The organism is Krasilnikovia cinnamomea, from assembly GCF_004217545.1.
Taxonomy (GTDB): Bacteria; Actinomycetota; Actinomycetes; order Mycobacteriales; family Micromonosporaceae; genus Actinoplanes; species Actinoplanes cinnamomeus.
Genome location: NZ_SHKY01000001.1, coordinates 1,206,249 through 1,230,634, shown reverse-complemented (window position 1 = coordinate 1,230,634; position 24,386 = coordinate 1,206,249). Strand labels below are relative to the sequence as shown.

General features: G+C 66.6%; 26 protein-coding genes and 3 tRNA genes. 19 read left to right on the top strand and 10 right to left on the bottom strand.

Features of this window, described 5'->3' with window-relative positions; translation table 11 throughout:
- Positions 1-704: 704 nt before the first annotated feature.
- Together EV385_RS05375 and EV385_RS05370 are read right to left on the bottom strand one after the other, a co-directional pair.
- Positions 705-1,805, bottom strand: a complete 1,101-nt coding sequence (locus tag EV385_RS05375; RefSeq protein ID WP_207229757.1) for a DUF262 domain-containing protein — start codon at positions 1,803-1,805, stop codon at positions 705-707.
- 658 nt (positions 1,806-2,463) lie between these two features.
- Complete coding sequence (locus EV385_RS05370; RefSeq protein ID WP_130508444.1) at positions 2,464-3,357, bottom strand: alpha/beta fold hydrolase; 894 nt, start codon at positions 3,355-3,357, stop codon at positions 2,464-2,466.
- 824 nt (positions 3,358-4,181) lie between these two features.
- Here EV385_RS05370 and EV385_RS05365 point away from each other — a divergent pair.
- Both EV385_RS05365 and EV385_RS05360 read left to right on the top strand, forming a co-directional pair.
- Positions 4,182-4,568 carry an NADAR family protein gene (locus tag EV385_RS05365; protein WP_207229756.1) on the top strand — a complete coding sequence of 129 codons (387 nt, stop codon included), beginning with the start codon at positions 4,182-4,184 and terminating at the stop codon, positions 4,566-4,568.
- A 220-nt stretch (positions 4,569-4,788) separates the two neighbouring features.
- The gene (locus EV385_RS05360; RefSeq protein WP_130508443.1) at positions 4,789-5,268 is read left to right on the top strand and encodes a hypothetical protein; all 480 of its coding nucleotides are present in this window, start codon (positions 4,789-4,791) and stop codon (positions 5,266-5,268) included.
- 109 nt (positions 5,269-5,377) lie between these two features.
- Here EV385_RS05360 and EV385_RS05355 read toward each other — a convergent pair whose 3' ends face one another.
- Both EV385_RS05355 and EV385_RS05350 read right to left on the bottom strand, forming a co-directional pair.
- Positions 5,378-7,252 carry a translocation/assembly module TamB domain-containing protein gene (locus EV385_RS05355; protein ID WP_130508442.1) on the bottom strand — a complete coding sequence of 625 codons (1,875 nt, stop codon included), beginning with the start codon at positions 7,250-7,252 and terminating at the stop codon, positions 5,378-5,380.
- A 309-nt stretch (positions 7,253-7,561) separates the two neighbouring features.
- Complete coding sequence (locus tag EV385_RS05350; RefSeq protein WP_130508441.1) at positions 7,562-7,981, bottom strand: NUDIX hydrolase; 420 nt, start codon at positions 7,979-7,981, stop codon at positions 7,562-7,564.
- Positions 7,982-8,357: 376 nt separating this feature from the next.
- Between EV385_RS05350 and EV385_RS05345 the strand changes: the two genes are divergently transcribed.
- The 16 genes from EV385_RS05345 to EV385_RS05265 all read left to right on the top strand — a co-directional run bounded on the left by EV385_RS05345 (position 8,358) and on the right by EV385_RS05265 (position 19,827).
- Positions 8,358-9,569, top strand: coding sequence for a helix-turn-helix domain-containing protein (locus EV385_RS05345; RefSeq protein WP_130508440.1), 1,212 nt, complete (start codon positions 8,358-8,360; stop codon positions 9,567-9,569).
- Between the two features lie 11 nt (positions 9,570-9,580).
- Positions 9,581-10,141 carry a flavoprotein gene (locus tag EV385_RS05340; protein ID WP_130508439.1) on the top strand — a complete coding sequence of 187 codons (561 nt, stop codon included), beginning with the start codon at positions 9,581-9,583 and terminating at the stop codon, positions 10,139-10,141.
- Positions 10,142-10,292: 151 nt separating this feature from the next.
- A complete protein-coding gene (locus tag EV385_RS05335) occupies positions 10,293-10,667 on the top strand; it encodes a hypothetical protein (protein ID WP_130508438.1) in 375 nt (124 codons plus the stop codon).
- 155 nt (positions 10,668-10,822) lie between these two features.
- Complete coding sequence (locus EV385_RS05330; protein WP_242624719.1) at positions 10,823-11,752, top strand: hypothetical protein; 930 nt, start codon at positions 10,823-10,825, stop codon at positions 11,750-11,752.
- An 18-nt stretch (positions 11,753-11,770) separates the two neighbouring features.
- A complete protein-coding gene (locus EV385_RS05325; protein WP_130508436.1) occupies positions 11,771-12,130 on the top strand; it encodes a hypothetical protein in 360 nt (119 codons plus the stop codon).
- An 86-nt stretch (positions 12,131-12,216) separates the two neighbouring features.
- Positions 12,217-12,429 (top strand): hypothetical protein, encoded by a 213-nt coding sequence (locus EV385_RS05320; RefSeq protein ID WP_130508435.1) that lies wholly within the window; start codon positions 12,217-12,219, stop codon positions 12,427-12,429.
- A complete protein-coding gene (locus EV385_RS05315) occupies positions 12,426-13,289 on the top strand; it encodes an FtsK/SpoIIIE domain-containing protein (RefSeq protein WP_130508434.1) in 864 nt (287 codons plus the stop codon). Before EV385_RS05320 ends, EV385_RS05315 begins: the two co-directional genes overlap by 4 nt.
- 326 nt (positions 13,290-13,615) lie before the next feature.
- Complete coding sequence (locus EV385_RS05310) at positions 13,616-13,816, top strand: hypothetical protein (protein WP_130508433.1); 201 nt, start codon at positions 13,616-13,618, stop codon at positions 13,814-13,816.
- A 16-nt stretch (positions 13,817-13,832) separates the two neighbouring features.
- Positions 13,833-14,024 carry a hypothetical protein gene (locus EV385_RS05305; RefSeq protein ID WP_130508432.1) on the top strand — a complete coding sequence of 64 codons (192 nt, stop codon included), beginning with the start codon at positions 13,833-13,835 and terminating at the stop codon, positions 14,022-14,024.
- Positions 14,025-14,920: 896 nt separating this feature from the next.
- Positions 14,921-15,265: an RRQRL motif-containing zinc-binding protein gene (locus tag EV385_RS05295; RefSeq protein WP_130513094.1), complete on the top strand. Its 345-nt coding sequence runs from the start codon at positions 14,921-14,923 to the stop codon at positions 15,263-15,265.
- Entirely contained in the window at positions 15,262-15,534 is a 273-nt protein-coding gene (locus EV385_RS05290) for a hypothetical protein (RefSeq protein WP_130508431.1), read from the top strand. Before EV385_RS05295 ends, EV385_RS05290 begins: the two co-directional genes overlap by 4 nt.
- Positions 15,531-16,439 (top strand): hypothetical protein, encoded by a 909-nt coding sequence (locus tag EV385_RS35920; protein WP_207229754.1) that lies wholly within the window; start codon positions 15,531-15,533, stop codon positions 16,437-16,439. Before EV385_RS05290 ends, EV385_RS35920 begins: the two co-directional genes overlap by 4 nt.
- Positions 16,439-18,028, top strand: coding sequence for a replication initiator (locus EV385_RS05280; RefSeq protein WP_130508430.1), 1,590 nt, complete (start codon positions 16,439-16,441; stop codon positions 18,026-18,028). The genes EV385_RS35920 and EV385_RS05280 overlap by 1 nt, the downstream gene beginning before the upstream one ends.
- Before the next feature lie 178 nt (positions 18,029-18,206).
- Positions 18,207-18,413: a hypothetical protein gene (locus EV385_RS05275; RefSeq protein ID WP_130508429.1), complete on the top strand. Its 207-nt coding sequence runs from the start codon at positions 18,207-18,209 to the stop codon at positions 18,411-18,413.
- Entirely contained in the window at positions 18,410-18,607 is a 198-nt protein-coding gene (locus EV385_RS05270; protein ID WP_130508428.1) for an excisionase family DNA-binding protein, read from the top strand. The genes EV385_RS05275 and EV385_RS05270 overlap by 4 nt, the downstream gene beginning before the upstream one ends.
- On the top strand, positions 18,607-19,827 hold the full coding sequence (locus EV385_RS05265; RefSeq protein ID WP_130508427.1) for a tyrosine-type recombinase/integrase: 1,221 nt from the start codon (positions 18,607-18,609) through the stop codon (positions 19,825-19,827). Before EV385_RS05270 ends, EV385_RS05265 begins: the two co-directional genes overlap by 1 nt.
- A 71-nt stretch (positions 19,828-19,898) precedes the next feature.
- Here the strand turns inward: EV385_RS05265 and EV385_RS05260 are convergent.
- The 3 genes from EV385_RS05260 to EV385_RS05250 all read right to left on the bottom strand — a co-directional run bounded on the left by EV385_RS05260 (position 19,899) and on the right by EV385_RS05250 (position 20,171).
- Positions 19,899-19,973 (bottom strand) — tRNA-Val (locus EV385_RS05260).
- 17 nt (positions 19,974-19,990) lie between these two features.
- A tRNA-Cys gene (locus tag EV385_RS05255) sits at positions 19,991-20,061 on the bottom strand.
- A gap of 37 nt (positions 20,062-20,098) precedes the next feature.
- A tRNA-Gly gene (locus tag EV385_RS05250) sits at positions 20,099-20,171 on the bottom strand.
- A gap of 147 nt (positions 20,172-20,318) precedes the next feature.
- Between EV385_RS05250 and EV385_RS05245 the strand changes: the two genes are divergently transcribed.
- A complete protein-coding gene (locus EV385_RS05245) occupies positions 20,319-21,509 on the top strand; it encodes a GNAT family N-acetyltransferase (RefSeq protein WP_165449397.1) in 1,191 nt (396 codons plus the stop codon).
- Positions 21,510-21,552: 43 nt separating this feature from the next.
- Here the strand turns inward: EV385_RS05245 and EV385_RS05240 are convergent, their stop codons facing one another.
- The 3 genes from EV385_RS05240 to EV385_RS05230 are packed head-to-tail and all read right to left on the bottom strand — an operon-like array spanning position 21,553 to position 24,384.
- Entirely contained in the window at positions 21,553-22,287 is a 735-nt protein-coding gene (locus tag EV385_RS05240) for an FAD:protein FMN transferase (RefSeq protein WP_130513093.1), read from the bottom strand.
- Between the two features lie 31 nt (positions 22,288-22,318).
- Positions 22,319-22,819 (bottom strand): FMN-binding protein, encoded by a 501-nt coding sequence (locus EV385_RS05235; protein WP_130508425.1) that lies wholly within the window; start codon positions 22,817-22,819, stop codon positions 22,319-22,321.
- 11 nt (positions 22,820-22,830) lie between these two features.
- Positions 22,831-24,384: a ferredoxin reductase family protein gene (locus EV385_RS05230; RefSeq protein ID WP_130508424.1), complete on the bottom strand. Its 1,554-nt coding sequence runs from the start codon at positions 24,382-24,384 to the stop codon at positions 22,831-22,833.
- Between the last annotated feature and the right edge of the window lie 2 nt (positions 24,385-24,386).

Here is a 24,386-nt window from a genome sequence, read left to right as displayed (position 1 = left end):
GACTCGCGGTGAACCATTTCTCATCAGAGTAGAAGGACGCATCAGCTTGCCGCATTCTTTCGGCCGCAACCGACATCGCAATATCCGCCGCAAGTGCAAGCTGAATTATTTGACCTGGTATCGTTCGAACAAATAGATTTGACACGACGTAGGACGACTGGTGAGCACACTTGTTCCTCTCTTGGAGGAGATTGTGCAACACGGACCTCGGATCATGCATCGGCATGCCGACCCGCCTCGCAATCTCACCAACCGTGTCCCAAGGCTGGTCTACATGGAACAATCTAAGTGTCCTGGTGTAATCATCTACCGACATGTTACTTTTGGACCACTGCCACATTAGAGGCGACAGGCGAAGGGCTCCGGCAGTGGACGCCAGACTCTCACCTACATCTCGTGTGTAGTCCAGAATCGACGCCAAGTCTGAAGTCGACCACTGAAGCTGCGAGTTCGCTATCCTCAATAGGTCGTGGGCGGCGGCCTTCTGCAGCTTGGGTGGAAGGTCGGAAAAGTGACTCAACCCAGAATTCACATGTCCTGCGATCTCCGTGGTTCGTTCAACCATAAAAGCTTCGAGAAGGTTGTAGCTGACGATCGTGAGGCCCCGTCGCAGGAACTGACCTACGGTATCGCTGCCGGAAACCAGACTGCTAACGAGAGATTGCCTAAGGGCCTCAACGCCGGTTATTAGGGACTTCCTGGCCTTACTCGCCACCAGAAGCCCCTGCTATGTTGCTCAAGACCCGCAACATCATATCGATCCGCTTCTTCAACCTGGCCGGCGTATTGGTGCCGATGCGTGCGGCCTCATCGAAATACTTGTCCGCAAAAAGGTTCGCGCTTTCTGTGCGAACTCTGTCTCGCGACCGAATCAGCGCCTCATGTTTCGACCTTCCAATCTCGTGTAGAGCCACCATCTGTGCGTCGAAGAGTCCTGCTAGCGCTTGATCGCGTCCAGGTCTCTTGAATGCGTCCAGCTCCCAAATCGCTTCTGCTGCACCAATGCATTCATTGAAGGACTCCCTCATCTGCTCCAACTCGATGTCGTCAGCGAACCTCTTTGCGACCATAAAGTCGTCGAATGCCCCACGAAGATCGCCTTTGAATTCCCGCCAACCATCGGCCAAGGTAAGAAAGCGAAGGACGTATTCTGCATCCAGCATCTGACGGAAGTTGGGAGAGGAAGGTGGGTTGACCTTGAGCTGGTGTCGCAGGAAAGGGTGCTCGGCAAGTGAGTAGATAAGGTCGTTAAGCGGTCCTCGGTAGGCAACGTTTCTAATCTCTTGTGCATTTAGGACCTCGCCACCCGTGTTAAGGCGAAGGAACACTTCATGCTTAAGCTCCGGATCCGATGCCCGAAGCAGTGTAATTGTTCGGAGCGCCTTCATGCCGAGCGGGTTACGGATTTCACGCGGAAGGGCGTCATACCTTAGTCCGTTTAGTCCCCCGAGACGCGTCAGCCCACGTAGGACCAGTTCGTTCTGGAAGAAGGACGAGATGGAAGTTAGCCGCTGTTTTCCATCAATGACCGCATAGCTCCCCAGAACGACCGAGTCCTCTGCCAGGTACACGGGAGGAACCGGTATGTTCGTTAGAAAAGATTCGATTAGCAGAGACTGCTTTTCGGGACTCCAACGCTCCCTGCGCTGGAAGTTTGGTGAGACGTCGACCGCGCCAGAGGCGACCAGATTTGTAAGGGTAAGAAGCCCTTGGTCGGCGACCTCGAGGACCGCACCCTCTTGGGCTTTCCTAAATTGATTGATCGCTTCGATCCGCATCTTTTCGTTCGAGATCGTGTGCGTCATCTGGTCCGATCGCTCCAAGTCTCCGTGGCGTTATCACAGCGTACCGGATTCGAACATGAGCGGGGCGTTCCTTCGGCGTGCCCCCATCCCGTCGGCCTTCGTCCACACACCGTGGGGCAGACGGGGCCTGCCTGGGCAAGGTGGAGCACCCTACGTCTGACCGACCTTGACCGGGCAGGCCCCGTCTGCTCGGCTTCGCCTGGACGAAGGCCGACGGGATGGCGCCCACCATCCCGGAGCGCCCGAGCGCCCCGCCGGAGGCACGCTGTTCCTGATCTATCGAAGCTGCAAGCAAGCCCGGAACTGCCCGGCGTAACCCGGCGGCTCCGGGCCTTCTGCATTTCTCGCGCTGTCCGGCGGGCTGGAACCGCCGGGTCCGCGCCGTGGCCGCCAGGCCTAAGGCGTGGATCCCGAGCGGCGGACCGTAGGTCCGGCCCTGGTCCGGCGGCGCGAGCGGCCCGCGTCAGCGGGCCGCCTTGAACTCGTATAGAAAGTTCTCACGGGGGCATGGATCGACATTTGTCCTGTCTCATGACGTTGGCGACGGATCGGTCTCGGGACCTGGGCGACACTGCGCCGTGTGCTGGGGGAACCGCCGTGGTGAGGCAGTCCGAATGCGGCTGACTGGGTGCCGCGGGCTCGGATTCGCGATGACAAGTCAGACAGACTCGTCCCGCATTGAGGCGAAGATCGTGTCCCAGTGGCCGAAGCTTGCTATTCCATGTCCGGCATCCGGCCACGTCACTTGAATAGCGCCCGGAATCCGGTCTGCCAGCCAACGGCCATGGCTTGGGGAAACGAGCCGGTCCAGATTGCCGTAGTAGAGCCGAACGGGACAGCGGATAGCGGCTATGTCGATGTCCCACCGGCCGCCCCAAGCGACGTTGTCGCGTGCGTACCCGTCGCCGGTACGTACGGCTTCCCGGAGATCCACCGCCCAGAGCAATCGCTTCTCCTGGTCGAGCCATTGCAGGTCGTCCGGTGGGGCACCGTCCAGATACGCCTCGACCAGGGCGCTGTCGTCGCCGATGGCTAGCAGGTCACCGATCTCCGCCGTCAGCACTGCCCGGTATCCGGCCAGAGCAGCGTCGATCTTTCCGGCATCCGCGAGGGCGAGCAGCTCGCGTTCTGGATCGCTCGGGTCTTCCGGCTCGATTAGCCGCCACGGCCCGATGCCGGCGACGACGGCGACCTGGGAAACGCGTCCCGGCCCGGCAAGCGCCGTCGCTAACGCATAGGGGCCGCCCCCGGACACTCCCACCGTGCTGAACTGCTCAAGATCGAGCGCGTCGGCGATGTGGACCGCGTCGGTTCCCACCGAGGCGAGACTCGGTGGGGTTTCGGGCGCGCTGCCGTACCCGGGACGGTTGAAGGACACCACTCGAATGCCGTGGCAGCGGGCTGCAGCCTCGATGAAACCGGCCTGGTATCGCGAAGCCGGTGTGCCGTGGTGGTACACCACCGCTGCGCCGGCCAGGTCCCCGCCTTCGCGGATCGCCAGTGCACGCCCATCCGGCAACGTCACGACGCGCTCAATGTCGCCTGCCGCCATGCCCACACAATCAACCTAGCTGCCGACATGGCCCAGCAGCGTTCACATCGGCCGGAAATAGATGCCGAGCGCACCCGACAACGGAAGATAAGACGATCGCATCTAGCCGAAGGTGTCGCCCAGGTCCCGAGACCGATCCGTCGCCAACGTCATGAGACTCGGCATCGGAACATCAGAATCAGCATTGGAATCAGAGGAATCAGAGGGCTCGACCACCCCGATTTGCCGTAGCCTGCCGATGTGCTCATGGCGTTCAACGCGGCCGTCGGTCGGCATCACCGATTCATCCTGGTCGTCGGCCTGGGTTGATCAGCCCGCATAGGCAGATCTCACGTATCTCGGTACGAGCGTTCCCGGATTACGGCGAACCGCACGTAGCGTGACGAATACGACAGCGACTACGTACGACCGGCGGCTGATGAGTAGTTCGAAGGACGACTGTATGGGCCGATGCGATCATGGATCGTGCTGTACTTCGTGGCGACTGAACGTCTGGGATGGCCACGTCAGGGATGGTGGCACGTCGTTACGTGTCTGTTCGGCGAGTCGCAGACGCGCTTGCGGTATGACACCGAGCCCGAAACGCCGACCGCGACGTGTCATCTGCAGCCGAGCGAAGCGCGGAACGCCGCCTGTGGCTACCCGTGGGAGCTGCTTGTCGCGGTGCGAGGCCAGCCCGCTTGGAACCAGTTACCGGAGTGGATCCGATGCGACGAGTGCGAGGCCGAGACCGACCCAGACCAACGTCCCTGATCGCGCGAGTCCCGGCAGATCCGGTGGCGTGGTGGCATATCGGTTGCCGCTTTGTCGATGTGTGGCACCGTGTGGATCCCCGCCCCTACTGCGAGGCCAAGGTGACGATCTACTTCTACGGCGCCGACGAGGTTCCGTACGGCTGCTTTTCCAACTTCTCCTCGCATGGCTTTGACCTCGACGGGCACTGGTGGCCGACGTCCGAGCACTACTTCCAGGCCCAGAAGTTCGTCGGCACCCGCCACGCCGACCTGATTCGTCGGACGGCCAGCCCGGTGCGCGCCGCCGAACTGGGCCGCGGCCGGGCCCTACCGCTGCGCCGCGACTGGGAGCGGGTCAAGGACGACGTGATGCGCCGGGCCGTAGCGGCCAAGTTCGCCGCCCATGCCGACATCCGCGCCATCCTGCTGGACACGGGCAACGCCGAGATCGTCGAGGACACCGGCACCGACCACTAATGGGGACGAGGCCGGACCGGCACCGGTCAGGACGTGCTCGGCCGGATTCTGATGCGCACCCGCACCCAACTACGCGCCGACCTTACCCACAACGACGGCATCCGAGACGGCCGACAGCATCGATAGTTCTCGAGCGCAACTTATCGGCAACCGCCCTGTCGGCGGCATGAGAGACGTACCGTCTCGCTGGACGCTTTGACACGGTAGAGACAATTGAGCGATGACCGCCGCTGTATATCTTACGTTGGCACAGGTGCTGCCAGCCTTAATGATCGCCGTAGTGTTGGAGATGCGTAGTTTGCGTCAAGCGGCCGACGAATTCGCAGCCTCTCTTGTCGAGTGGATTCCTTCACATCCAACCCTTCACAACCCGAACGGCTGGCTACTTAAGGCGCTGAACTTGCGCAAGGATATTACACACCTTTACGGCGTGCTCCCCTCCTCCGCCCCGCACTACGCACTGGGATGGCGCGTCGCCAATGCCTTCGCGGCGATTGGAGCGGCCTTTGTGGTGACCGAAGGTCTATGCCTCTTCGCTGTCGTCGTAGAGCCGCACGGTTGGTTGAATCGCTTCGCCGAGATCCTCGTCCTGGCCGGCTTAACAATTCTAGGCCTATGTCTGGTTGCAATGCCTTATGTTACTAACGCGTTGAGAACTGAGACAATGGCAATGCGCGCAGAACTTCAGGCGGGCGAATAGGGCAGTAAGTGATGCCGAATATGGGCATCACTTACTGCGCATATTCCTCAACGGTCGACGCACTGTCATCGGCAAATCAACGCGACGCGATTTCGTGGTCGATTGGGGATCAGTTCCGGTTAAGGGCCCGCCCTGCAGCGGCTGCGATGGTGGTGGCCAGAACCCAGCCGCTGATCAGAAGGGCCAGCGTGACGATCTTGTCGATTCCGATGGGGTCCCATGCTTTCTCGTGGTTGAGGTCGATCACCGGCAGGAGGACGTCGAGCACGTATAGGAAGGGGTCCCAGGTGGGATGTTCGGTCGGCTTGATCGGGCAGAGCCCGTCCTGGCCGTTGCAGTTGGCCGCGAGAGCGAAGTAGGCGGTACCGCTCAGCAGGAGTGCCACGAAGATGCTGGCGGCGCGTCCGGGGAGATAACCGTAGCCGATGGTGAGGTCTTGTACGGCGCCCCATAGCCGTCGTGGCCATCGGCCGGATCGAGCTTCGCGTCGTTGCTTCTCGCGGAGCACTCGCCGGGCTTCCTCGTCTCGTCCGGCGGCACGAAGGACGTTCGCCAGTTGTTCGTACGGCTGTGGCTCGGCGGTCGGGGTCGCATCGTGGATCATTTCAAGCCGGTCGGCCACCGCTGTGTAGTTGCGCAGTTGCTGGTAGCTAAAGCCGGTGAGGATCGGCCTTCCGGAGCCAGCGGGCCAAGAGGTCAGCCTGTCGCAGAGCAGCTCGACACGGGCATGGCTGAGGTCGATGTGGCCCGCTGGGCGGTGGCATTGGACGGTCAGCTCGAACGCGACGAGGCCGTCGGCCTGGATCGAGACGCCGTTGGCACTTCCGACCTTCGCTCCGTCGAGGTCGGCTGTTCCTTCAATGCGGGCCCCGCGCAGCGAGATTGGCCCGAAGATCGTTGCCCGGGTGAGGTTCATGTCGCCTGCGGTCGATAGGTTGTTTGCATCCATACGCCCGAGCTTTGTCGCAGATAGATCGACTCCGGCTGAGATCTGGGTGTGCGTGAGCGTGACCAGGCCGTCGATCTGGGCGCCGGACGCGCGAAGTGCTCCGCGGATGGTGGCTCGCGGAAGATGCAAGGCGCCGTCCGGGCCGGGAGCCGAAATCCGAGCGTCAGCCAGGTCGAGTCCGCCGTAAATGTCGGCCGATTGGAGGTCGACCGTGCCGGTGAAGCACGAGCTGGCGTCCGCCATGATCGAACCGTGGACGGACATGCCCCACCCACCGAAGGAGATCTCTCCCGGATTGTCGATCATGGCGCCGCCCAGTTCGATCGGACCGTTGATCACCGCGTTGAACAGATTGATGGTGCCGGCCAGGGTGAATCCCCGGCGTGCATAAACGCCGCCCACGATCAGACTGGGTGCTTGCACGAAGCCGTCGGGGATCTGTGCACCCTGCAATCCAAGCGCCCCGTCGATCCGTGCCAAGTTGAGGAACAGCCCGCCGCGCAGAGTTAACCCGTTCCCGTCGAAGTCCCCGCCGATGACCGCGTTCTCCGCATCGACGCCGACATACGAGTCGGGGTGCCGGTCGCCGTTGTGCCGTGGGGCGGCACCGGTGTAGCCCGTAGGTGTGATCCGGGCGCCCGCCAGGTCGAGCTCCGCGCCGATACGTGCGTCACGCAGATACACGCACCCATCCACCCTAGAGTTCGCCAGGCTAAGACTGCGATCAACCCGAATCCGGTCCGCCCGCAGCCCTGGAACAGTGCAGTCGGACAGGATCATCGACGGAACCGTGAGCCCGTGAGCCAGAATCGGGTCGGTAAAGGTGCTGCGATAGAATCGCACCACGCATCCGAGCACGGCGTCGCGTAGGTCTAACTGCCCCTGAATCGTCACCCCGTCCGCTCGCAGGCTGGCCTGGTGACCCGGCTCGGCCGCCGGTTGCGCCAGCAGCAGGTAACGGACTCGATCCGCCCGGACCGCAGTAGCCTGGTGAGGCCCACCGAAAGGCTCGCCCTTGCGGAACGCCTGCCACATCGCCCGCTCCGCCGCCGACCAACCACGAGGTGGCCGGTGACCTGTCGATGACGAATTCACGTGCTGATTGTCGCGGGTCGACATGCAGCCTGACGACGGCGGTCGGATCGCCGACTGAACACGTATGGACCACGCGCGTGTGCGCACGTTTCCGGCTGATGGCCTCCCGGAACCGACTGGCTGTCGCAGCCCATGCGGAGCGAGTGATGGGGCGCATTCTCATCGGCAGATTCGTGCGTGGTAACAGCGGCACACCGTGTGCTTGCCACCCGGCGCAGCTCCGTTGTCGGAAGACGTGTCGCACGCCAGTCACCCAGACTCTAGGCAGCCGTCGAGGTATCTCTGGACCGGGTCGTGGAGTGGGTACGGCACGTGTTGGAGAAGCTTGGTGCGGTCGCACCATTCGACCGCGGCGATTTCGTCGGCGTCGGCCACTCGTGCAGTGCCGCCCACAACGTCGCAGGCTACATAGATCATGGTTCGGCCGGTGGTCGGGTGGACGCGCTCGCCCAGGCGTCGACTGGCGCGTACCTCCAAGCCGACCTCTTCGGACGTTTCGCGTATCGCCGCTTCAACGTCGGACTCGCCGGGCTCAACCTTGCCTGCCGGAAACTGCCAGGAGAGCGTTCCCTCGCTGACTCGTCGCCGGACCAGCAGAACCTTGCCGTCATGCACGATGATGGCTGCTGCAATCGAGGCCTGACCGCTGACTGACTCTTGCTCTGCCATCGTCTCTCCAGTCGCTTAAGGCTGGGCGCCCAGATGTGCCGTCGCCGGCTGGCTCGACGGTGTCGCCCGGGTGGACCTGACGTACCAACGCCTCTGCCTCCGCGCAAGCCGACCGGGTCGCCCAAAGCTGCGGCGGGGTGGATGTCTGCATCGGCATCACCCAGCAGAGCTGTCTTCGCGCCCTTGTCTGCCGCTCCGGCAGGCCAGAGCAGCGGACAAGTGCCTGACACTACCTGCCTCCACAAGATCGTCAGCCAGATATGTCACCCACGTTCCGAGACGGATCCGTCATGCAGGTCCTGATAGCCGGCCCGCGCTTCGCAACCTCCGAAAATAAAGGCCCCATTGTGCCGTCCATGTGTGAGACAATGGATACATGGTGTCGGGATCGATTGGTGAGCGGATAGCAGCGTACCGTCGTCGTCGTGGAATGAGCCAGGCAGCACTTGCCGGACTCATCGGTCGTTCCGAGTCGTGGCTTTCTCAAGTGGAGCGTGGAGTCCGGTCGGTTGACAGGCTCTCGATTCTCCTTGACTTGGCTAAGATTCTTCACGTCGAGGCAGAAGCGTTGACTGGACGTCCGTGGCAGTATGCGCCCAATGGTGGAACTACGCCCACAGATTTGGATGACGTCAGGAAGTACTTCGCAAGGTATGACCACCTCTTCGGTGCCACTGGCGAACCTTCGATGGACTTTGCTGGCTTGCGAACATTTGCAGCGGATGCTCATCGCATTTATCAGGCAGCAGAATACGAGCCTCTCGTTCGCCAGTTGCCCGAGCTTCTGCTCGCCGCTGACTCCTTGCATGCGTCGTCGCCTGGGCCGAATCGTCGCGAGACGCTACTTAGCTACGTATCCGCGTACGTCGTTGCTGCGAAGCTTCTTACAAAAATGGGTGCTAGTGATCTTGCGCTTCTTGCGGCGGACCGGTGTGCCACTGCCGCTCTGGAGGCGGACTCGGACGAGGCGCAAGGTATGGCGGCCTATCAGGTCGTTTGCGCGTTGCTGAAGGCCGATCGACCCGAAGATGCCGAAGGGCTTGCCATTAGGATGGCTACCCGTCTCCAGTCAGTTGCGCGATCCGACTCCCCGAGTCTCGTGTCCGTGTGCGGTGCTCTGTGGCTCGCTAGCGCGGTGATCGCGGCTCGACGTACGGATCGTGATGAGGCTTGGAGGCGCCTGGGCATCGCGCAGGAACTTGCGGAGAAGCTGGGGCATGACGCGAACTTCGCTTGGACGGCGTTCGGGCCCACCAATGTTGCGATCCATCGCGTAAGTGTTGCCGCCGAGCTGGGTGACACGGCCGAGGCACTTCATGCCGCAACGGCGGTCAATACCGACCAGCTTCCGGCGGGCCTCAACAGCCGGCGGGCTCAGGTCAGCTTGGACTTGGCGTGGGCTCAGGCCCAACGCAAACGAGACGCTGAGGCTCTTCTCCATCTGCTGGAGGCCGAGCGAAGCGCGCCCGCAGCCGTTCGATACAACGTGGTAGTTCGTGAGATGGTCCGTGAGATGCTCACGAGGTCGAAGCGTTCAAAGAACAGTGCGTTACACAGCCTCGCCGTCCGGTCCGGAGTTTTGGACTGAGGGACTGAAAGATGCCGAACGTTACGCTCGTCGTTTGTGCGGCGCCATTATCTAGCCGGACCGTTGACATTGCTACCTATCTAATGAGGGATGCTTGGTCTGTATCGATTGTCGGTACACCATCGTCTGCGGCGTGGCTTGACATACCTCTGCTGGTCTCGACTCTCGGATCGCCTCCACGCATCGACTACCGAACGCCGGATCAGAACAGATCGGCGGCAGATCCCGATGCAGTCGTCGTCTGCCCGGCAACGTTTAATACCGTCAATAAGGTCGCGGCTGGCATCGCCGACAACTATGCCGTGAGCCTCATTTGCGAGAGTGTCGGCGCCGGGCTGCCGGTGCTGATGGCGCCAATGGTAAACGACAAGCTTTGGCGACACACGGCGTTGCCCGGAGCAATCGAGGCGCTCAGCAAGTCTGGCGTGAGATTCATGGATCTCCAATCAGGTGAGCACAGCCTGCAGCCGATTCAATCTGGCAGCGGCGCAGGTGTGGTCGAATCGTTCCAGCCCCGTTGGCTCGCCGCCGCTCTGAGGGAGATGCTTTCGGGCGCTGCCATTGACACGTAGGTGTCAATTCGTCCGATCATCACCTGCTGCGACCCGCACAAAAGTGCGGGTCGTATTTTTGTGCGGGTTGAGCTTCGGCTGTAGATGGATGCTGTCCTCACCAGTCGCCGCCCACCAAAGCGGCATCAACGGATGATGAAGGAGCACAGCTATGCCGAGCAATCTCCAGCCGCGTCTGATGCTGGACATCACCAACGTCATCTTCGAGGTGTCGCAGCCTGCGACGCCGAAGTTGGACGAGAAGACGAACACGCAGAAGGTGGACTTCGAGACGAAGCTGCCGGTGTGGATGGTCGTGCTCTACGCCCGTGGTCGCGGGTGGAGCGCGGTGTTCAACGTTGCCGTCACCAACGTCGACAAGCCGACCGCGGACGTGTGTGAGCAGGTCGTACCGCTCGACCTGGAGGCGTTCCCGTGGGCGAACAAGCGCAAGGACGGCGACATCAACTCGGGTGTTTCGTTCAAGTGCACCGCGCTGGAGCCCGTGGAGACGCGAGTCCCTGCGATGGCAGGTGCCTCCGCCTGACCCTATCCACTGCTCCGGCCTGCCGGAGCGTCTGAGCTCGCAGGAGGCGGGACCGCCAGAGATTGGCGTCCAAGCGCGGCCCCGCACTCCTTCCAACCCAATCCCTAGCCCTGCATCAGGGAGGAATCGTCGTGTCCCAGTCTAGCGGCCGAACGATGTTCGGCAGTTCAACCCGGGGGCAGACCGTCACGGTCATCGAGGCCCCGACCCGCCGCAGCCAGCGGCGTAAGGCCATCGTCGCGTTCTGGGTCACCCTCGTGGTCGTCGCCCTGCTCGGCGGCACCGTCGCGAGCCACTACCTGCATCCGATCCTCGGCGGCCTGCTCGGCGTGCTGGGCGGGCTGGTGTTGGGCGCGGTGGTGTTCGCGCTGATCGTGGCGTGGCCGGTCCTGCGGATCGTTTGGCACTGGCTAGCCGAGATCGTCATCGCACTCGTTGTCGTCTACGGCTGGACGTGGCTGATGCAGGCCACCCCGCTGTGGCTGGCTCTGGTCCTGGTGGTCGTCCTGGTCGGTGTCCCCGCCGCGTTCGGGCGGGTCCGGCACTGGGTTCTCGCCCCGGTGTGGTGCCTGATCGTGCGGCACCGCCTTCGGGTGTGCTTCGCGGCGTTCATCGCCACGAACCGCTCCGGGACGCTGCCGCTGATCCTGCTCGCCCGGCCGACCCCGGCGGGAGAACGGGTGTGGCTTTGGCTTCGCCCCGGCCTGTCGATCCGCGACCTGGAGCAGGACGGCCAGGTGCAGAAACTCGCCGTGGCGTGCTGGGCCAACGAGGTCCGCGTCACCCGCGCCTCCCGCAAACGGGCGGCGCTCATCCGGGTGGACATCACCCGACGCGAACCCCTCACGGGCACCGTGATGTCCCCGCTACCGAACCGCGTACCGGCCGACATGCCGGACAACACGCTGACCGCCCCGGCGACCCCACCGGTCGGCGTGAACCTGGCCGACGTGCCGCATCCCCGCAACACGCGGGCCACCAACACCAACAGCACGACCGAACCCCGGCCACGCCGTGGCCGCAACACCGCGGCCACCCCGCCCGAGGACGAACCGTCCGGCTTTGACCCCCGCGACTACGCCTGACCCGAATCGGAGCCTGCCATGTTGAACGAACACAACACCCACGCCGAAGTCGGCCACCTGGGATTCACCCTCGACGCGAACCCCGCCGACGACCTGTACGACCCGCCCGTGCCCTCCACGGCGGTGACCCTCTACGGCCCCATCATCGCGGTCACCATGGCCGCACTCACCCTCCACGGCACCCCCGGTGTCGTCATCGTCGACCTGGACACACCGCAGCCCTGCTCCCTGATGCACGGGTGCGTCATCGCCGGCCTCGTCCTCGACGGCCACATCGCCTACCAGGCGCTGCGCGACGCCATCAGCGCCGTGTTCGGCCCACCCGCCGACGTCGAAGACCTGTCGCTTCTGCGGCCGATCAACCCCCACCTCAACTAACCCGGGCACGTCCGGCGCGGCCCTCGACCATTCGGTCACCGCCGCCGCGCCGGACACCCGTCCCCCCGATGGAAGGACGGCATCCGATGCCCACCACCCCGCGGCGCTGCGCAGCCTGCGGCGAACTCGGCCAGTACTGGGACGGCAACTGCGAAGCCACCCTGTGCGGCTGGTGCGTCCCGGAACACGACGAGTACGTCGTCGCGTGGAGCGACATCCAGATCGGCAAAGCCCACTGGCGCCGCCGCCCCCGTCAGCCCGGCGAGCTGCCCCGACACCCCCGTTGGAGAACCCGATGACAACCACCCGACCCGCCGCCGACACGGGCACTGTTCCGGTCGGCACCCTGATGTCCATCTTCGACCCGCTGTTCCTTGGCATCGACGAGTTCGGCCAGCCGGTCTACCTGCCCCTGATCTACCGCAACATGCTCATCGGCGGCGAACCCGGCGCCGGAAAGTCCAGCCTGTTGAACACGATCGTCGGGCACGCCGCCCTCTGCGACGACGTCCGGCTCTGCCTGCTCGACGGCAAGCTGGTCGAACTGGGCCTCTACGAAGGCAGCGCCGACGTGTTCGTCGGCCCCGACCTCGACCTGGCCATTCTCACCCTGGAACGCCTGCAAACCGTGATGGACAACCGGTACGCCTTCCTGCGCTCGGTGAACCGGCAGAAGTTCCTGCCCCGCGACGCCTTCGACGCGATCCTCGTCGCCATCGATGAGATCGCCTACTTCTCCGCCACCGTCGGCGACAAGAAGGACCAGGAACGGTTCATGGCCCTGCTCCGCGACCTGACCGCCCGCGGCCGCGCCGTCGGGATCATCGTCGTCGCCGCCACCCAACGCCCGTCCTCGGACATCATCCTGCCCTCGCTGCGCGCCCTGTTCGCCTGGCGGTTCGCCGGTCGCTGCACCGACGACGTGTCGTCGGACATCGTCCTCGGCCACGGCTGGGCCAAGCGCGGCTACAGCGCCAACACGGTCGACCCGAACAACCAGGGCTGCGGCTACCTCATCGCCGAAGGCGGCATCCCCGCCCTGGTCAAAGCCTGCTTCATGACCAACGCCGACATCATCCGCGTCGCCAACTACGCCGCCTGGGTCCGGCGCAGCAGCACCGAAACCCGCCTCACCACCGAACTGCGGGCCGCCGCATGAGCCGCGCCGACCAACCACTCACCCGGCAAGCACTGAGATTCACGACGGCCTGGCGGATGCGCCGCAACCACCGCGCCTGCACCACCCGAACCCTGGAGATCCGCTGCGCGGCGTGCCGCCGCTGGCGACACTCCCGCCGCTACCGACCGAACAGCGTCATCTGCCGCGACTGCACGCGAGGACGCGACCCGTACCCGGCCGCACGCGGCTGACCAACGGCACCACCGCACCAACCCATAGGAACAGCCGACGAACCGGACCTCGCCCTAGGAAAGCCGGACCGGCTCGTCGGCCACCACCACCGCCTACGAAAGGACGTGGCATCCATGCACCCTACCCAACACCCGGACAGCTCCGCCGCCGAGCCAGACAACGGACCGGTTGTCACCCCGGCGACCATCCAGCGCGGAGCCACCAACGACCTCGACACCGCAGCGGCCGACCTGCCGCTGCTGGACGTGGGCGGCTATCTCGCCTGCGGCTGTCACGGATCGCAACGCGACCACACCTGCGGACCCCTCGACTGACGGGCGGGTGACCGCGATGACCACCACCATCACCGCACCAGCGCGACTCTGCGACCGCTGCCAGCACGACCTCACCGAGCACGCCAGCCCGGATCAGGGCTTCGGCTACTCCCGCGACCCCGACACCAGCACCACGCCGGTGCCAGTGCCCGAGGGCGTCGAACTCGTCTTCCTCACCGGCCGCATCCGTACGGAGGCCAACCGATGACCACCACCGACACGCCCGTCTTGACACCTACGTGTCAACCCAGCCCGTTCACCACTGCCGGACTGCTGTCCGCACTCGAATCCTGCTGGGCCGCGATCCGTACCCGGCATCCCGAGGTCCCCGCAGCCGTCCTGATCGTCGGCTCCGGCTCCCCCGCCACCGGGAGCAAGTCCATGAAGTGGGGGCACTTCGCGTCCCTGCGCTGGCAGCACGGCGACCAGCAACTACCCGAAGTCCTCATCTCCGGCGAAGGACTCAAGCGCACCCCCGCCGAGGTGTTCACCACCCTGCTCCACGAGGCCACCCACGGCCTCGCCGACACCCGAGGCGTCCAGGACACATCGCGCCAGGGCCGATGGCACAACAAGAAGTTCGCCACCCTCGCCGCCGAACTCGGCCTCACCGCCGTCAAGGACGACAAGCTCGGCTACTCACCCTGCACCCTCAACGACACCACCGCCGCCGACTACGCGGACGTCATCACCACCCTCGCCGACGCGCTCAAGGCGTACCGGCACCCGGAACCGACCGGGGACGGCAAACAGCGCACGAACAACAACAACGGCGTCAGCGCCGAGTGCGAATGCCCCCGCAAGATCCGCCTCTCCGGGAAGGCATTCGAGGAAGGCCCGATCGTCTGCGCCGCCTGCACCGCGGCGTTCCTCCCGGACGAAATCGACCGGGACACCTACGAACACCCCACCTTCGGCCCCGCCTGCACCCACGGCGACGCCCTGGCCGACGACACCCGACAGATCGGCGGGTGCGAAATCTGCGGCACGCCCGGCGTACCGGTCATGCGCACATCCGATCCGGACCCCCGCGTCCCGCAGCTCGTCTGCGTGAACCAGCAGTCCTGCGCCTCCCACTTCGACGGCACCGATTCGGAGGACCTGATGGTGTTCTACGACCCCACCGGCGCCAAGTACGGCATCCCGACCTACCCGTTCAAGATGGCCCCGACCGGACTCGCCACCGTCCGGCAGCTCCGCGCCCGTGGCCTGCGGCCCGGCGGCCAGGAGATCGCCGCGCAGATCCTGTGGCGTCGCGGCGACCGCCGCGCCTACCTCTACCGCATCGACCTGGCCAAGCCCAAGCGGCAGGCCACCCCGGCGCAGCGCGCCGCGATCGACAAAGCCCTGACCGCCCGCCGCACCTGCGGCACCTGCGGCCAACTCCGCGACTACTACATCCCGACCCGCACCGGCGCCTGCCTCGACTGCACGGAGGTCAAACGATGACCACCGCCATTATCGACTGCCGGTTCTGCATCGACACCAATATGCCCGCTGGGCGTGACGAGGACATGGGCGAACTGTTCGAGCGCTGCCCGGTCTGCACCCAGCCCTGCCCGCGCTGCGACGGCATCGCCGTCTACCCGGCCAACTACAACACCCCCTTCGAGCTGGCCGCCGACCTCGCGGTCCTGCGCCTGGCCCCGGTCTTCTGCATGGGCTGTACCGGCGTCGTCGCCCTTGCCCCTCTCGCCGCGTGGGAGGACCTGCCATGACCACCACCGCACAGGTGTCCTCACCGGACACACGTACCCCTCGCCGACGCTTGTCGGTCGACACCGCTCAGGTGCTCGTCCTGGTCGTCATCGTGCTCTTCGTCGGCCTCATGGCCGGAGCCGCCTCGTTCCACCACGTCAAGGAATGGACTCTGGACAACAGCCCTACCGGCACCGCTGCCTGGTTCGGCTGGGCCAACGCCGTCATCTCCGAACTCATCCCCACCGCTTCGATCATCGAGATCGGCCGCCGCCGACGCCGCAACCCCGCCGCCAGCGTGCGGTACCCGATGGTGCTGCTCGTCGGCTCCGTCGGCTTCTCCCTGACCGCGCAGCTCGCCGTCGCCAAACCCGGCCCGTCCGGCTGGGTGGTCTCCGCGCTGCCCGCGCTGGCCTTCCTCGGCCTGTCCAAGCTCGTCTTCACCGCCACCGCAACACCCCGGCCCACCAACCCGGTCACGGCACCCATGCCGGCCACCTCCCGCGCCCCGTCACTCGACACCACGCGCGCGAAGGTCCGCCCGGCCGCCGCAACACCCAAGACCAGGGCCACCACCACCGCCAAGAAGAGCCCCCCGGCGACGAAGACGGCACCACGCAAGCGGACACCCGCCAAGAAGACCAGCACCGCAGCACCCGACACCACTGCATCGGCCCCGGCCACGGCCACCGCGTCGGCACCGGCCGCCCGGCAGTTCCCGGAGCCGTTGCTGTCCAACGCGCGGACCATCGCACGCGCGCACCGCGACGAACGCGGCGAGGACATCAACCCCAACCAACTCGCGGTCCGGCTACGCGTACCCACCACCACGGCCACCGACATCCTCACCCACCTCCACACCAACCCGCCGACCCCGGCCACCACACGGCCGCACAACGGCACCACCCTCGGAGTCAACGCCTGATGAGTAGCTCGACGCTGCCTCTCACACCCACCATCACGGTGGGTGTGGGGGAGAACGCCGAGACCCCGGCCACCCACCACGGCCGCGCACCCGACTCCGGTCGCCGTCCGATCTACGCCGACGACTACGCCCGCCTGCGTGCCCGCGACCCGCGCTACTTCGAGTGGCTGCGCCACATCGCCCCGGCCGCCGGGTGTACCCGCCCGATCCGGCTCGCCGGAACCATGCTGACCGGCGAAACCGCCGGACGCGCGCGACTCGGCACCGCATCAGCCGTCGAAGTCGAGACGGCCCGCGTGCTGTCCGTCACCAACACGGAGGACATGCCGGACGGGGTGATCTACAAGCCGTGCGGCAACCGCCGCACCTCCGTCTGCCCCTCCTGCGCCGAGGTGTACCGGCGCGACGCGTACCAACTCATCCGCTCCGGCCTCGCCGGAGGCAAAGGCGTACCGGCCGGGGTCGGCACCCACCCGGCCGTGTTCCTCACCCTGACCGCACCCTCGTTCGGACTGGTCCACACCCGCCGCACCTCCAAGACCGGCCAGCAGATCCCCTGCCGCCCCCGCCGGAACCCGGACGTCTGCCCGCACGGCGTCGACCTGCGCTGCACCCGTATCCACGCCAGCGGCGAACACATCCTCGGCACCCCGCTGTGCCTCGACTGCTACGACCACCACGCCCAGGTCGTCTTCAACCACCAGGCAGGCGAACTGTGGCGACGCACCACCATCGCCATCCGCCGCGCCCTGGCTCGCACCGCCCGCCAGTTCGGCCTCCGCGCGGGCGACTTCCGCCTGTCCTACGGCAAGGTCGCCGAGATGCAACGCCGCGGCGTCGTGCACTACCACGTCATCGTCCGCCTCGACGGCGTCAACCCCGACTGCCCCGGCGCGATCGTGCCCCCGCCCGCGCCGCTCGGCCTACTCGACCTGGCGACCGCGATCGAACACGCCGCCGCGACCACCCACTTCCAGACAGCCGGCCACCCCCAGCAGCCGGACGGCTGGCCGATCGGGTGGGGCGACGAAGGACGCGGCCACTACGCCGACATCCGCCCCGTCAAACTCACCGGCGACGGCGACATCACCGACGCCATGGTCGCCGCCTACCTCGCCAAGTACGCCACCAAGAGCACCGAAACCACCGGCCACGTCTCCGGACGCCTCACCGGCGACACGATCGACCTGTACGCCAACCCGACCGGCAGCCACCCGGAACGGCTCATCGACGCTGCCTGGACCCTCGGCGGCGTCCGCGAATGGTCCGGTCTGCGGCGGTGGGCGCACATGCTCGGCTTCGGCGGCCACTTCCTCACCAAGAGCCGCCGCTACTCGGTCACCTTCCGCATCCTCCGCGACGCCCGGGTCATCTGGCGCCGCACCCTCGACTCCAGCGACCAGGCCGAGCAGCACGACCAAGAAACCACCGTCGTGATCAACCTGCTCGCCTACAACGGCGCGGGCTGGCGCACCACCGGCGACGCCCTGCTCGCCAACTCCGCCGCCGACGCCGCCCGCCGACACGCCCGAGCCGCCCGCGACGCCGCCGCCGACTACACGGCGGCGGACCACCACCGCGCCTTCTGACACGTACGTGTCAACTCGTCTCTTGATAACTCCACAGTGACTGAACGATCACCCGTCCCGCCAGGCTGCCCGCTCCACCACGGTCCGCGCCACCACCCGACCAACGCCACCACCGGCACGACCCCAGGAATCCCGTGCTCACGCCCGCACCCCCGACCACCCAAACGAAAGACATCACATGTCCGGACGACCCAAACCCATCCTCGCGGTCCGACTCATCGGCCCCGCCGAGATTGCCGCCACGCAGGCGAGATACCTGGCCGCCTACCTCGCCAAGAGCTACAGCGGCCGAGCCACCTGCCACACCAGCACCCGCCCCGCCCGCAACCCGGGCGAGATCCGCGTCTACCTCACCGTCACCCCCATGGAGGCACTACCACGATGACCCCACCCCTGACACCCCGCTGGTACTCACCCGCCGAGGTCGCCGTCCTGCTCGGCTTCGGCCTCTCCAAGGTCAAGATGAAGATTGCCACCGGCGAACTCCGCTCCATCAAGGACGGCAAGTACCGCCGCATCCTGCCCGAATGGGTCGACCAATACGTGCAAGACCAGATCGACCGGCAGGAGGCCGCCTGATGGCAACCCGCGCCCGAGCCAACGGGGAAGGCTCGATCTTCCCGTACCGCAACGGCTATGCCGCCTACGTCTGGGTCACCAAGCCGGACGGCAAACGCACCCGCAAGTACGTCTACGGCAAGACCCGCGAGGACGTCCACGCCAAGTGGATCAAGCTCCACCAGCAGGCCAAAGCCGGACCGGTCGCCACCCGCGTGCCGACGGTGGGGGAGTACCTGGACTACTGGCACAAGGAAGTCGTCCGGCCGAACCTGGCACCGCTGACAGCGGCGACTTACGAGACGCTGATCCGGCTCTACATCAAGCCGGGCCTCGGTCCGAAGCGGCTGGACCGGCTCCAGGTCCGCGACGTCCAGGCGTGGCTCAACACCCTCGCCACGACGTGCCAATGCTGCGCACAGGGCAAGGACGCCCGCCGCCCCATCGAGAAACGGCGGTGTTGCGCGCTCGGGGCCTGCTGCACGTCCTACCCGGTGACCAGCACGCTCGGTGATGCCCGCAAGGTGCTGCGCTCGGCACTGTCGCACGCGCAGACCGAAGAACTGGTGGCGCGCAACGTGGCCGGACTCGCCAAGCTCCCCGCCGACCGCAGACGCAAGGGCAAGGCATGGTCAACCGACGAGGCGCGCCGGTTCCTCGAATCCGCCCGCCGCGACGGCGACCCGATGTACGCGGCCTACGTCCTGGTCCTCGTCTGCGGGCTACGCAAGGGCGAGGTGCTGGGGCTGACCCGCGAGGACGTCGACCTCGACGGCGCCGAGCTGACCATCGGCCGGCAACTCCAACGGGTAGCCCGGCAACTGCTGCACCGCGAGACCAAGACCCGCGCCTCGGACGCCAGCCTGCCCCTACCGGCCATCTGCGTCACCGCCCTGCGGCAGCGCCTGGCCGACGCCGACCAGGCCCGCCCGGCCGCTGGGTCGGCATGGCAGCACACCGGGCTGGTGTTCTGCTCGGCGTTCGGCACACCGGTCGACCCGCGCAACTTCAATCGCTCCTGGGACGCCCGGTGCCGCAAGGCGGGCATCCGGAAGATCACCGTGCACGACGCCCGGCGTACCTGTGGATCACTGCTCGCGGATCTCGACGTGCACCCCCGGGTGGCGATGACGATCCTGCGGCACGCCCGGTTCTCGATCACGATGGAGATCTACACGCAGGTGTCATCGAGATCGACGCGGGAAGCGCTCAAGAAGCTGGGGGAGAGCCTCGATGGGTGACCGCTGCTGTACTTTGGTGCTGTACTGGCACGAAAGAGGCCATGTTCATCGATTGAACATGGCCTCTGAGCTGGTGGGCGATACTGGGATCGAACCAGTGACCTCTTCCGTGTCAAGGAAGCGCGCTCCCGCTGCGCCAATCGCCCTCGGTCATACCTCGCCGAGGTGGAGACGGGATTTGAACCCGTGTACACGGCTTTGCAGGCCGTTGCCTCGCCTCTCGGCCACTCCACCGAGTGGGCCCCGCACGTTACCTGTGGAAGCCTCTCCGAGCGGACGACGGGATTCGAACCCGCGACCCTCACCTTGGCAAGGTGATGCGCTACCAGCTGCGCTACGTCCGCTTGTCGCTCCGGTGGTGTTCCCCGGTGACGGATAGGAACTTTAGCCGGTTGCCCCAGGGGTTGCCAAACCGGGGTCCCCCGGCGCGTCGCGGCCTGCATCGGCAACGCCCTGACCTGGGCGGCCGGGAGATGGAGTTGGATGGTGGCATGGAGATCCGGCAGATCAGCGCCGAGGAGCGGACCCACACCATGCGGCCGCTGCAGGCGTACGCCTTCCAGCCGTCCCCGGGATCGGACGAGGACACCGAAACGTACGCGCGGCGCATGCGGTTCTACCGCTCCGCGGTCAGCCTGATCGCGCAGGAGGAGGGGGAGACCCTCGCCGGCGCGACCGCCTTCCCGATGCGGCAGAACGTACGCGGCGTGGTGCACGACATGGCCGGGGTCGCGTCGGTGGCCTCCCATCCCGCCGCCCGGCGCCGTGGTCTGGTACGCATGCTGCTGGAGCGCCTCCTGCGCCAGATGCGCGACCAGGGGTGCACGGTGAGCGCGTTGTACCCGTTCCGCCCTTCGTTCTACGAGCGCTTCGGGTTCGTGGGACTGCCCAGGTGGCGCACGGCCACGTTCGCGCCGGAGGGCTTGGGGCACCTGCAGCGCGCCGAGCTGCCGGGCACGGTCGAGTGGCGACGGCTGCGCGACGGCTTCGACGACTACCGGGCGTTCACTCTGCGCCTGCTGGGGGAGCGGCACGGCTTCAGCGTGTTCGACGAGATCCGTACGGCGGAGTTCCGCGACAGCCCGCCACGGTGGGTCGCGCTCGCCCGGGTGGACGGGGAGGTGGTGGGCGCGGTGACGTATCGGGTGGACCAGTACGGCGGGGACCTGATCGCTGATCACCTGCTTACCACCGGCCCGCTGAGCCGGGCCCTGCTGCTGCAGTTCTTCGCCCGCCATGTGGATCAGGTTGCCCGTGTCGCCGTGTTCGTGGACACGGATGAGGTGCCGGAGCTGTGGGGCACCGACCTGATCGCGACGACCGAGGGCCGGGTGGCGTACCCGACCGCGAACTCCCCGATGGCCCGGCTGTTGTCGGTGGAGGCCCTGTCGGGCGCGGCGGTGGGGGAGGCTGCCGGGGTCACCGTGACGGTCGTCGACGACGACCTGATCGGCGGGAGCTACCGGCTGGCGGGCGTCGCCGGGCGCCTCACGGTGGAACGAGACCCCGGCGGCGGCGCTCAGGCAACGCTGAACTGCGCGGGCCTGTCCGGCCTCGCATACGGGGTACTGGATCCGGTCGACGTAGTGGTCCGTGGGTTCGGTCAGGTGGATCGGGAGGCGGTGGCGCCGCTGCGGGCGCTGTTCCCGCGCACGATGCCCTACGTGTTCGCAGACTTCTGACCACCACGGGCGAGGGCGGCCCGGGCGATGGACGGGAGATCGCCTACGCGTCGTCGACGGCGGGCAGGCCGGCGGTGCGGAAGGCGCGGCCGTCGTCGGTGACCGCGGCGGACTCGTACCCGTCGGCGGCGAGTTTGCCGAGCCAGCCGATGCCGGGCTCGCCCATGGCGAGCGCGGCGGTGGCGTACGCGTCGGCCAGGGCCAGGTCGGCGCCGGTCACGGTCACTGACCGCAGCCCCTGCGCGGCCTGCCGGGTACGCGGGTTGAACACGTGCGCACCCCGCTCGTACGTGCCGGAGGTGGCCACCGCCCCGTCCGTCAGCTCCAGCACCCAGCTCAGCTTGTCCGCCTGCCAGGGGTGCCGGACGCCGACCCGCCAGGGTCGGCCGTCCGCCTTGTGGCCGCGCATCCGGATGTCGCCGCCCGCGTTGAGGCAGTGGTTGACACTGCCCGCCTCGGCCAGCCGGGCCGAGGCCACCTCGATCGACCAGCCCTTGACGTAGCCGGACGGGTCGAGCGGCCCGGCGGCGTACGCGTCGAACCAGCCGTCGGTGTCGCGCCACAGGTCGGCGCAGGCGGCCAGGACGTGTCGCAGGTCGGGGGAGGCGTCGTCGGCCTTGAGCTCGCCCCGGCGCAGCCGCATGACCTCGCTGTCGTCGGCGTACGTGGTGAACCGGCGGTCCACCTCGTGCAACCAGTCGCAGGCGTCGCCGATCAGTGCGGTGAGCCGGTCGGCGGGCAGCTGGTCGGCCAGCTCGATGCTGACCACGGTGCCCATGACATGTTCGACGTGCCGCACCCGGTCGACCCTACGCGTTCGCCTCGTCGAGGGCGGCCTGCAGCGACTCCACGTACGACTTGCTGGTGATGGTGGCGCCGGAGACGGAGTCGATGTCGGCGCTCTGCGCCTGGAGAGTCTGCTCCTTGAGCTGCGCCACGGCGCCCGGGTTGATGGTGGCGCTCTCGCCGGTGGTCGGGTACGTGACCGCCGTCTTGCTGATCTTCCCGTCGGTGACCCTGATGCTGACCTGCACGGTGCCGTACGGGTTGCGGACGGCCTTGCCCTTGTACGTGCCGTCGGTCAGGCCGCTCTCCCCGCCCGCGGTGCCCGAGTTGTCGTCGCCCTCTTCCTTTTCCTTCTTCTTGCCGGACGACTTCGAGGGCTCGGGTTCGGCGCCCAGGTCGTTGTTGGCGACGTCGACGGCGGGTGGCGCGGCGGTCACTACGGGCGCGGACACGCTGAGCCGTACGCCGATGATCAGGGCGGCGCCGGTCAGGGTGCCTACGGCTGCTGCGGTACTACGTCGCATCGGTGTCTCCGTCAGAACTCGAAGGGGTCGAGGTGCATCTGGCTGTCGGGTACGTCGAGCTCGCGCAGGGTGCTCACGGCCGCGCTCACGAGCCCGGGCGGGCCGCACAGGTACACGTCCCGGCGGTTGACGTCGGGAACGAGGCCGAGCATCCCTTCCGGGGTGAACAGGCGGCGGGGGCCGGCGTCGGAGCGGGAGCCGACGATGTAGCGGACCCAGGCGTCGCGCCGCTCGGCCAGGTCCTCCAGCTCCTCGCGGAACACCAGCTCGTCGGGGCGGCTGGCGCGGTAGATGACGATGGTGTCCGGCGGCATGTCCTCCAGCAGCGCCCGGATCGGCGCGATGCCGCTGCCGCCCGCGATGAGCAGCGCCCGCCGCCGGGTGCGGTGCTGGGCGGTGAACGTACCGAAGGGGCCTTCCGCCCAGACCGGGGTGCCGGGCTCCAGGTCGCCCAGCCGCGCGGTGTGGCCGCCGGCGACGGTGACCGTGAGCCGCAGCCAGTCGGAGTTCGGGGCGGCCGACAGGGAGAACGGGTGGGACTGCCACCAGCCGTTGCGGGTCAGGAACCGCCAGCGCATGAACTGCCCGGCCTGGGCGGGCAGCCGGTCCAGGTTGTTGCCGTCGATGTAGATCGAGAAGGTGTTGGCGCCCTCGGGTACCACCTCGGCGACCGCGAAGCGGTGCCGCACGTTGAGCCACACCGGCTCGACCAGGCGGCCCCAGATCAGCGCGGCGATGACCAGCGCGCCGAGGCCGGGCCAGAAGATCTTCGCGTACTGGCCGCTGAGGTCGGCGCCGGTGGCCACCTGGTGGCCGTAGCCGAGCAGCAGCACGAGGTACGCGGCGAGGTGGGTGAGGTGCCACAGCTCGTACGGCAGCTTGGTGCGGGCGGCGCGGATCGACAGCAGGCTGATCACCACGAGCAGGACGGTGGCGACCGTGGCGCTGATCATGTCGGGCAGCGTGGTGATGATGTCGATGCCCTGCTTCACGACGTCGGCCTGCGCGGCCTTGGCGTACCCGAAGACGATGAACACGATGTGCGCCAGCACCGCGACCACGAGTGAGGTGCCGAGCCAGCGGTGCCAGCGCAGCAGGTCGCGGGCGCCGACCCACTCCTCCAGCCAGGACACCCGGCTCATCATCAACAGCTGGACGAAGAGCAGGTAGCCGCCGATCAGGCCGGTGACCCGGCCGACCGCCGTCAGCAGGGTGGCGGTGTCGTTGATCGCGCCGGGCTGGGTGTTGAAGACCCACAGGGCGACGCTGGTGCCGAGCCCGGCGAAGAACAGGATGATGGTGAGCAGCCGGTTGCCGGAGACGCTCTCGGCCGGGGGCCGGTCGTCGACCGGGACGGCCGGGCCCGACTCGGTGCCGCGCCAGCCGCTGGGGTCGGTGGGCGCCTCGACGATGATGTCGCCGCGGGCGTACTCCTGTCGCGGCTGGGTCCGCGCCAGGAAGCGGGCCGTCGCCACCGGCTCCGGCCGACGGTTGCGCTGGTCTTCGAAGGTCTGGAACGCCCCCGGCCCTTGTCGGCCGGCGACGTCACCCTGCACCCGCGCCATCG

Excerpts from the sequence above, each read along its gene's own strand:
- EV385_RS05375 (WP_207229757.1), bottom strand. The coding sequence starts at position 1,805 with ATGACGCACACGATCTCGAACGAAAAGATGCGGATCGAAGCGATCAAT.
- EV385_RS05370 (WP_130508444.1), bottom strand. The coding sequence starts at position 3,357 with ATGGCGGCAGGCGACATTGAGCGCGTCGTGACGTTGCCGGATGGGCGT.
- EV385_RS05360 (WP_130508443.1), top strand. The coding sequence starts at position 4,789 with ATGACCGCCGCTGTATATCTTACGTTGGCACAGGTGCTGCCAGCCTTA.
- EV385_RS05355 (WP_130508442.1), bottom strand. The coding sequence starts at position 7,252 with ATGTGGCAGGCGTTCCGCAAGGGCGAGCCTTTCGGTGGGCCTCACCAG.
- EV385_RS05350 (WP_130508441.1), bottom strand. The coding sequence starts at position 7,981 with ATGGCAGAGCAAGAGTCAGTCAGCGGTCAGGCCTCGATTGCAGCAGCC.
- EV385_RS05345 (WP_130508440.1), top strand. The coding sequence starts at position 8,358 with ATGGTGTCGGGATCGATTGGTGAGCGGATAGCAGCGTACCGTCGTCGT.
- EV385_RS05340 (WP_130508439.1), top strand. The coding sequence starts at position 9,581 with ATGCCGAACGTTACGCTCGTCGTTTGTGCGGCGCCATTATCTAGCCGG.
- EV385_RS05335 (WP_130508438.1), top strand. The coding sequence starts at position 10,293 with ATGCCGAGCAATCTCCAGCCGCGTCTGATGCTGGACATCACCAACGTC.
- EV385_RS05330 (WP_242624719.1), top strand. The coding sequence starts at position 10,823 with ATGTTCGGCAGTTCAACCCGGGGGCAGACCGTCACGGTCATCGAGGCC.
- EV385_RS05325 (WP_130508436.1), top strand. The coding sequence starts at position 11,771 with ATGTTGAACGAACACAACACCCACGCCGAAGTCGGCCACCTGGGATTC.
- EV385_RS05320 (WP_130508435.1), top strand. The coding sequence starts at position 12,217 with ATGCCCACCACCCCGCGGCGCTGCGCAGCCTGCGGCGAACTCGGCCAG.
- EV385_RS05315 (WP_130508434.1), top strand. The coding sequence starts at position 12,426 with ATGACAACCACCCGACCCGCCGCCGACACGGGCACTGTTCCGGTCGGC.
- EV385_RS05310 (WP_130508433.1), top strand. The coding sequence starts at position 13,616 with ATGCACCCTACCCAACACCCGGACAGCTCCGCCGCCGAGCCAGACAAC.
- EV385_RS05305 (WP_130508432.1), top strand. The coding sequence starts at position 13,833 with ATGACCACCACCATCACCGCACCAGCGCGACTCTGCGACCGCTGCCAG.
- EV385_RS05295 (WP_130513094.1), top strand. The coding sequence starts at position 14,921 with ATGGTGTTCTACGACCCCACCGGCGCCAAGTACGGCATCCCGACCTAC.
- EV385_RS05290 (WP_130508431.1), top strand. The coding sequence starts at position 15,262 with ATGACCACCGCCATTATCGACTGCCGGTTCTGCATCGACACCAATATG.
- EV385_RS35920 (WP_207229754.1), top strand. The coding sequence starts at position 15,531 with ATGACCACCACCGCACAGGTGTCCTCACCGGACACACGTACCCCTCGC.
- EV385_RS05280 (WP_130508430.1), top strand. The coding sequence starts at position 16,439 with ATGAGTAGCTCGACGCTGCCTCTCACACCCACCATCACGGTGGGTGTG.
- EV385_RS05275 (WP_130508429.1), top strand. The coding sequence starts at position 18,207 with ATGTCCGGACGACCCAAACCCATCCTCGCGGTCCGACTCATCGGCCCC.
- EV385_RS05270 (WP_130508428.1), top strand. The coding sequence starts at position 18,410 with ATGACCCCACCCCTGACACCCCGCTGGTACTCACCCGCCGAGGTCGCC.
- EV385_RS05265 (WP_130508427.1), top strand. The coding sequence starts at position 18,607 with ATGGCAACCCGCGCCCGAGCCAACGGGGAAGGCTCGATCTTCCCGTAC.
- EV385_RS05245 (WP_165449397.1), top strand. The coding sequence starts at position 20,319 with ATGGAGATCCGGCAGATCAGCGCCGAGGAGCGGACCCACACCATGCGG.
- EV385_RS05240 (WP_130513093.1), bottom strand. The coding sequence starts at position 22,287 with ATGGGCACCGTGGTCAGCATCGAGCTGGCCGACCAGCTGCCCGCCGAC.
- EV385_RS05235 (WP_130508425.1), bottom strand. The coding sequence starts at position 22,819 with ATGCGACGTAGTACCGCAGCAGCCGTAGGCACCCTGACCGGCGCCGCC.
- EV385_RS05230 (WP_130508424.1), bottom strand. The coding sequence starts at position 24,384 with ATGGCGCGGGTGCAGGGTGACGTCGCCGGCCGACAAGGGCCGGGGGCG.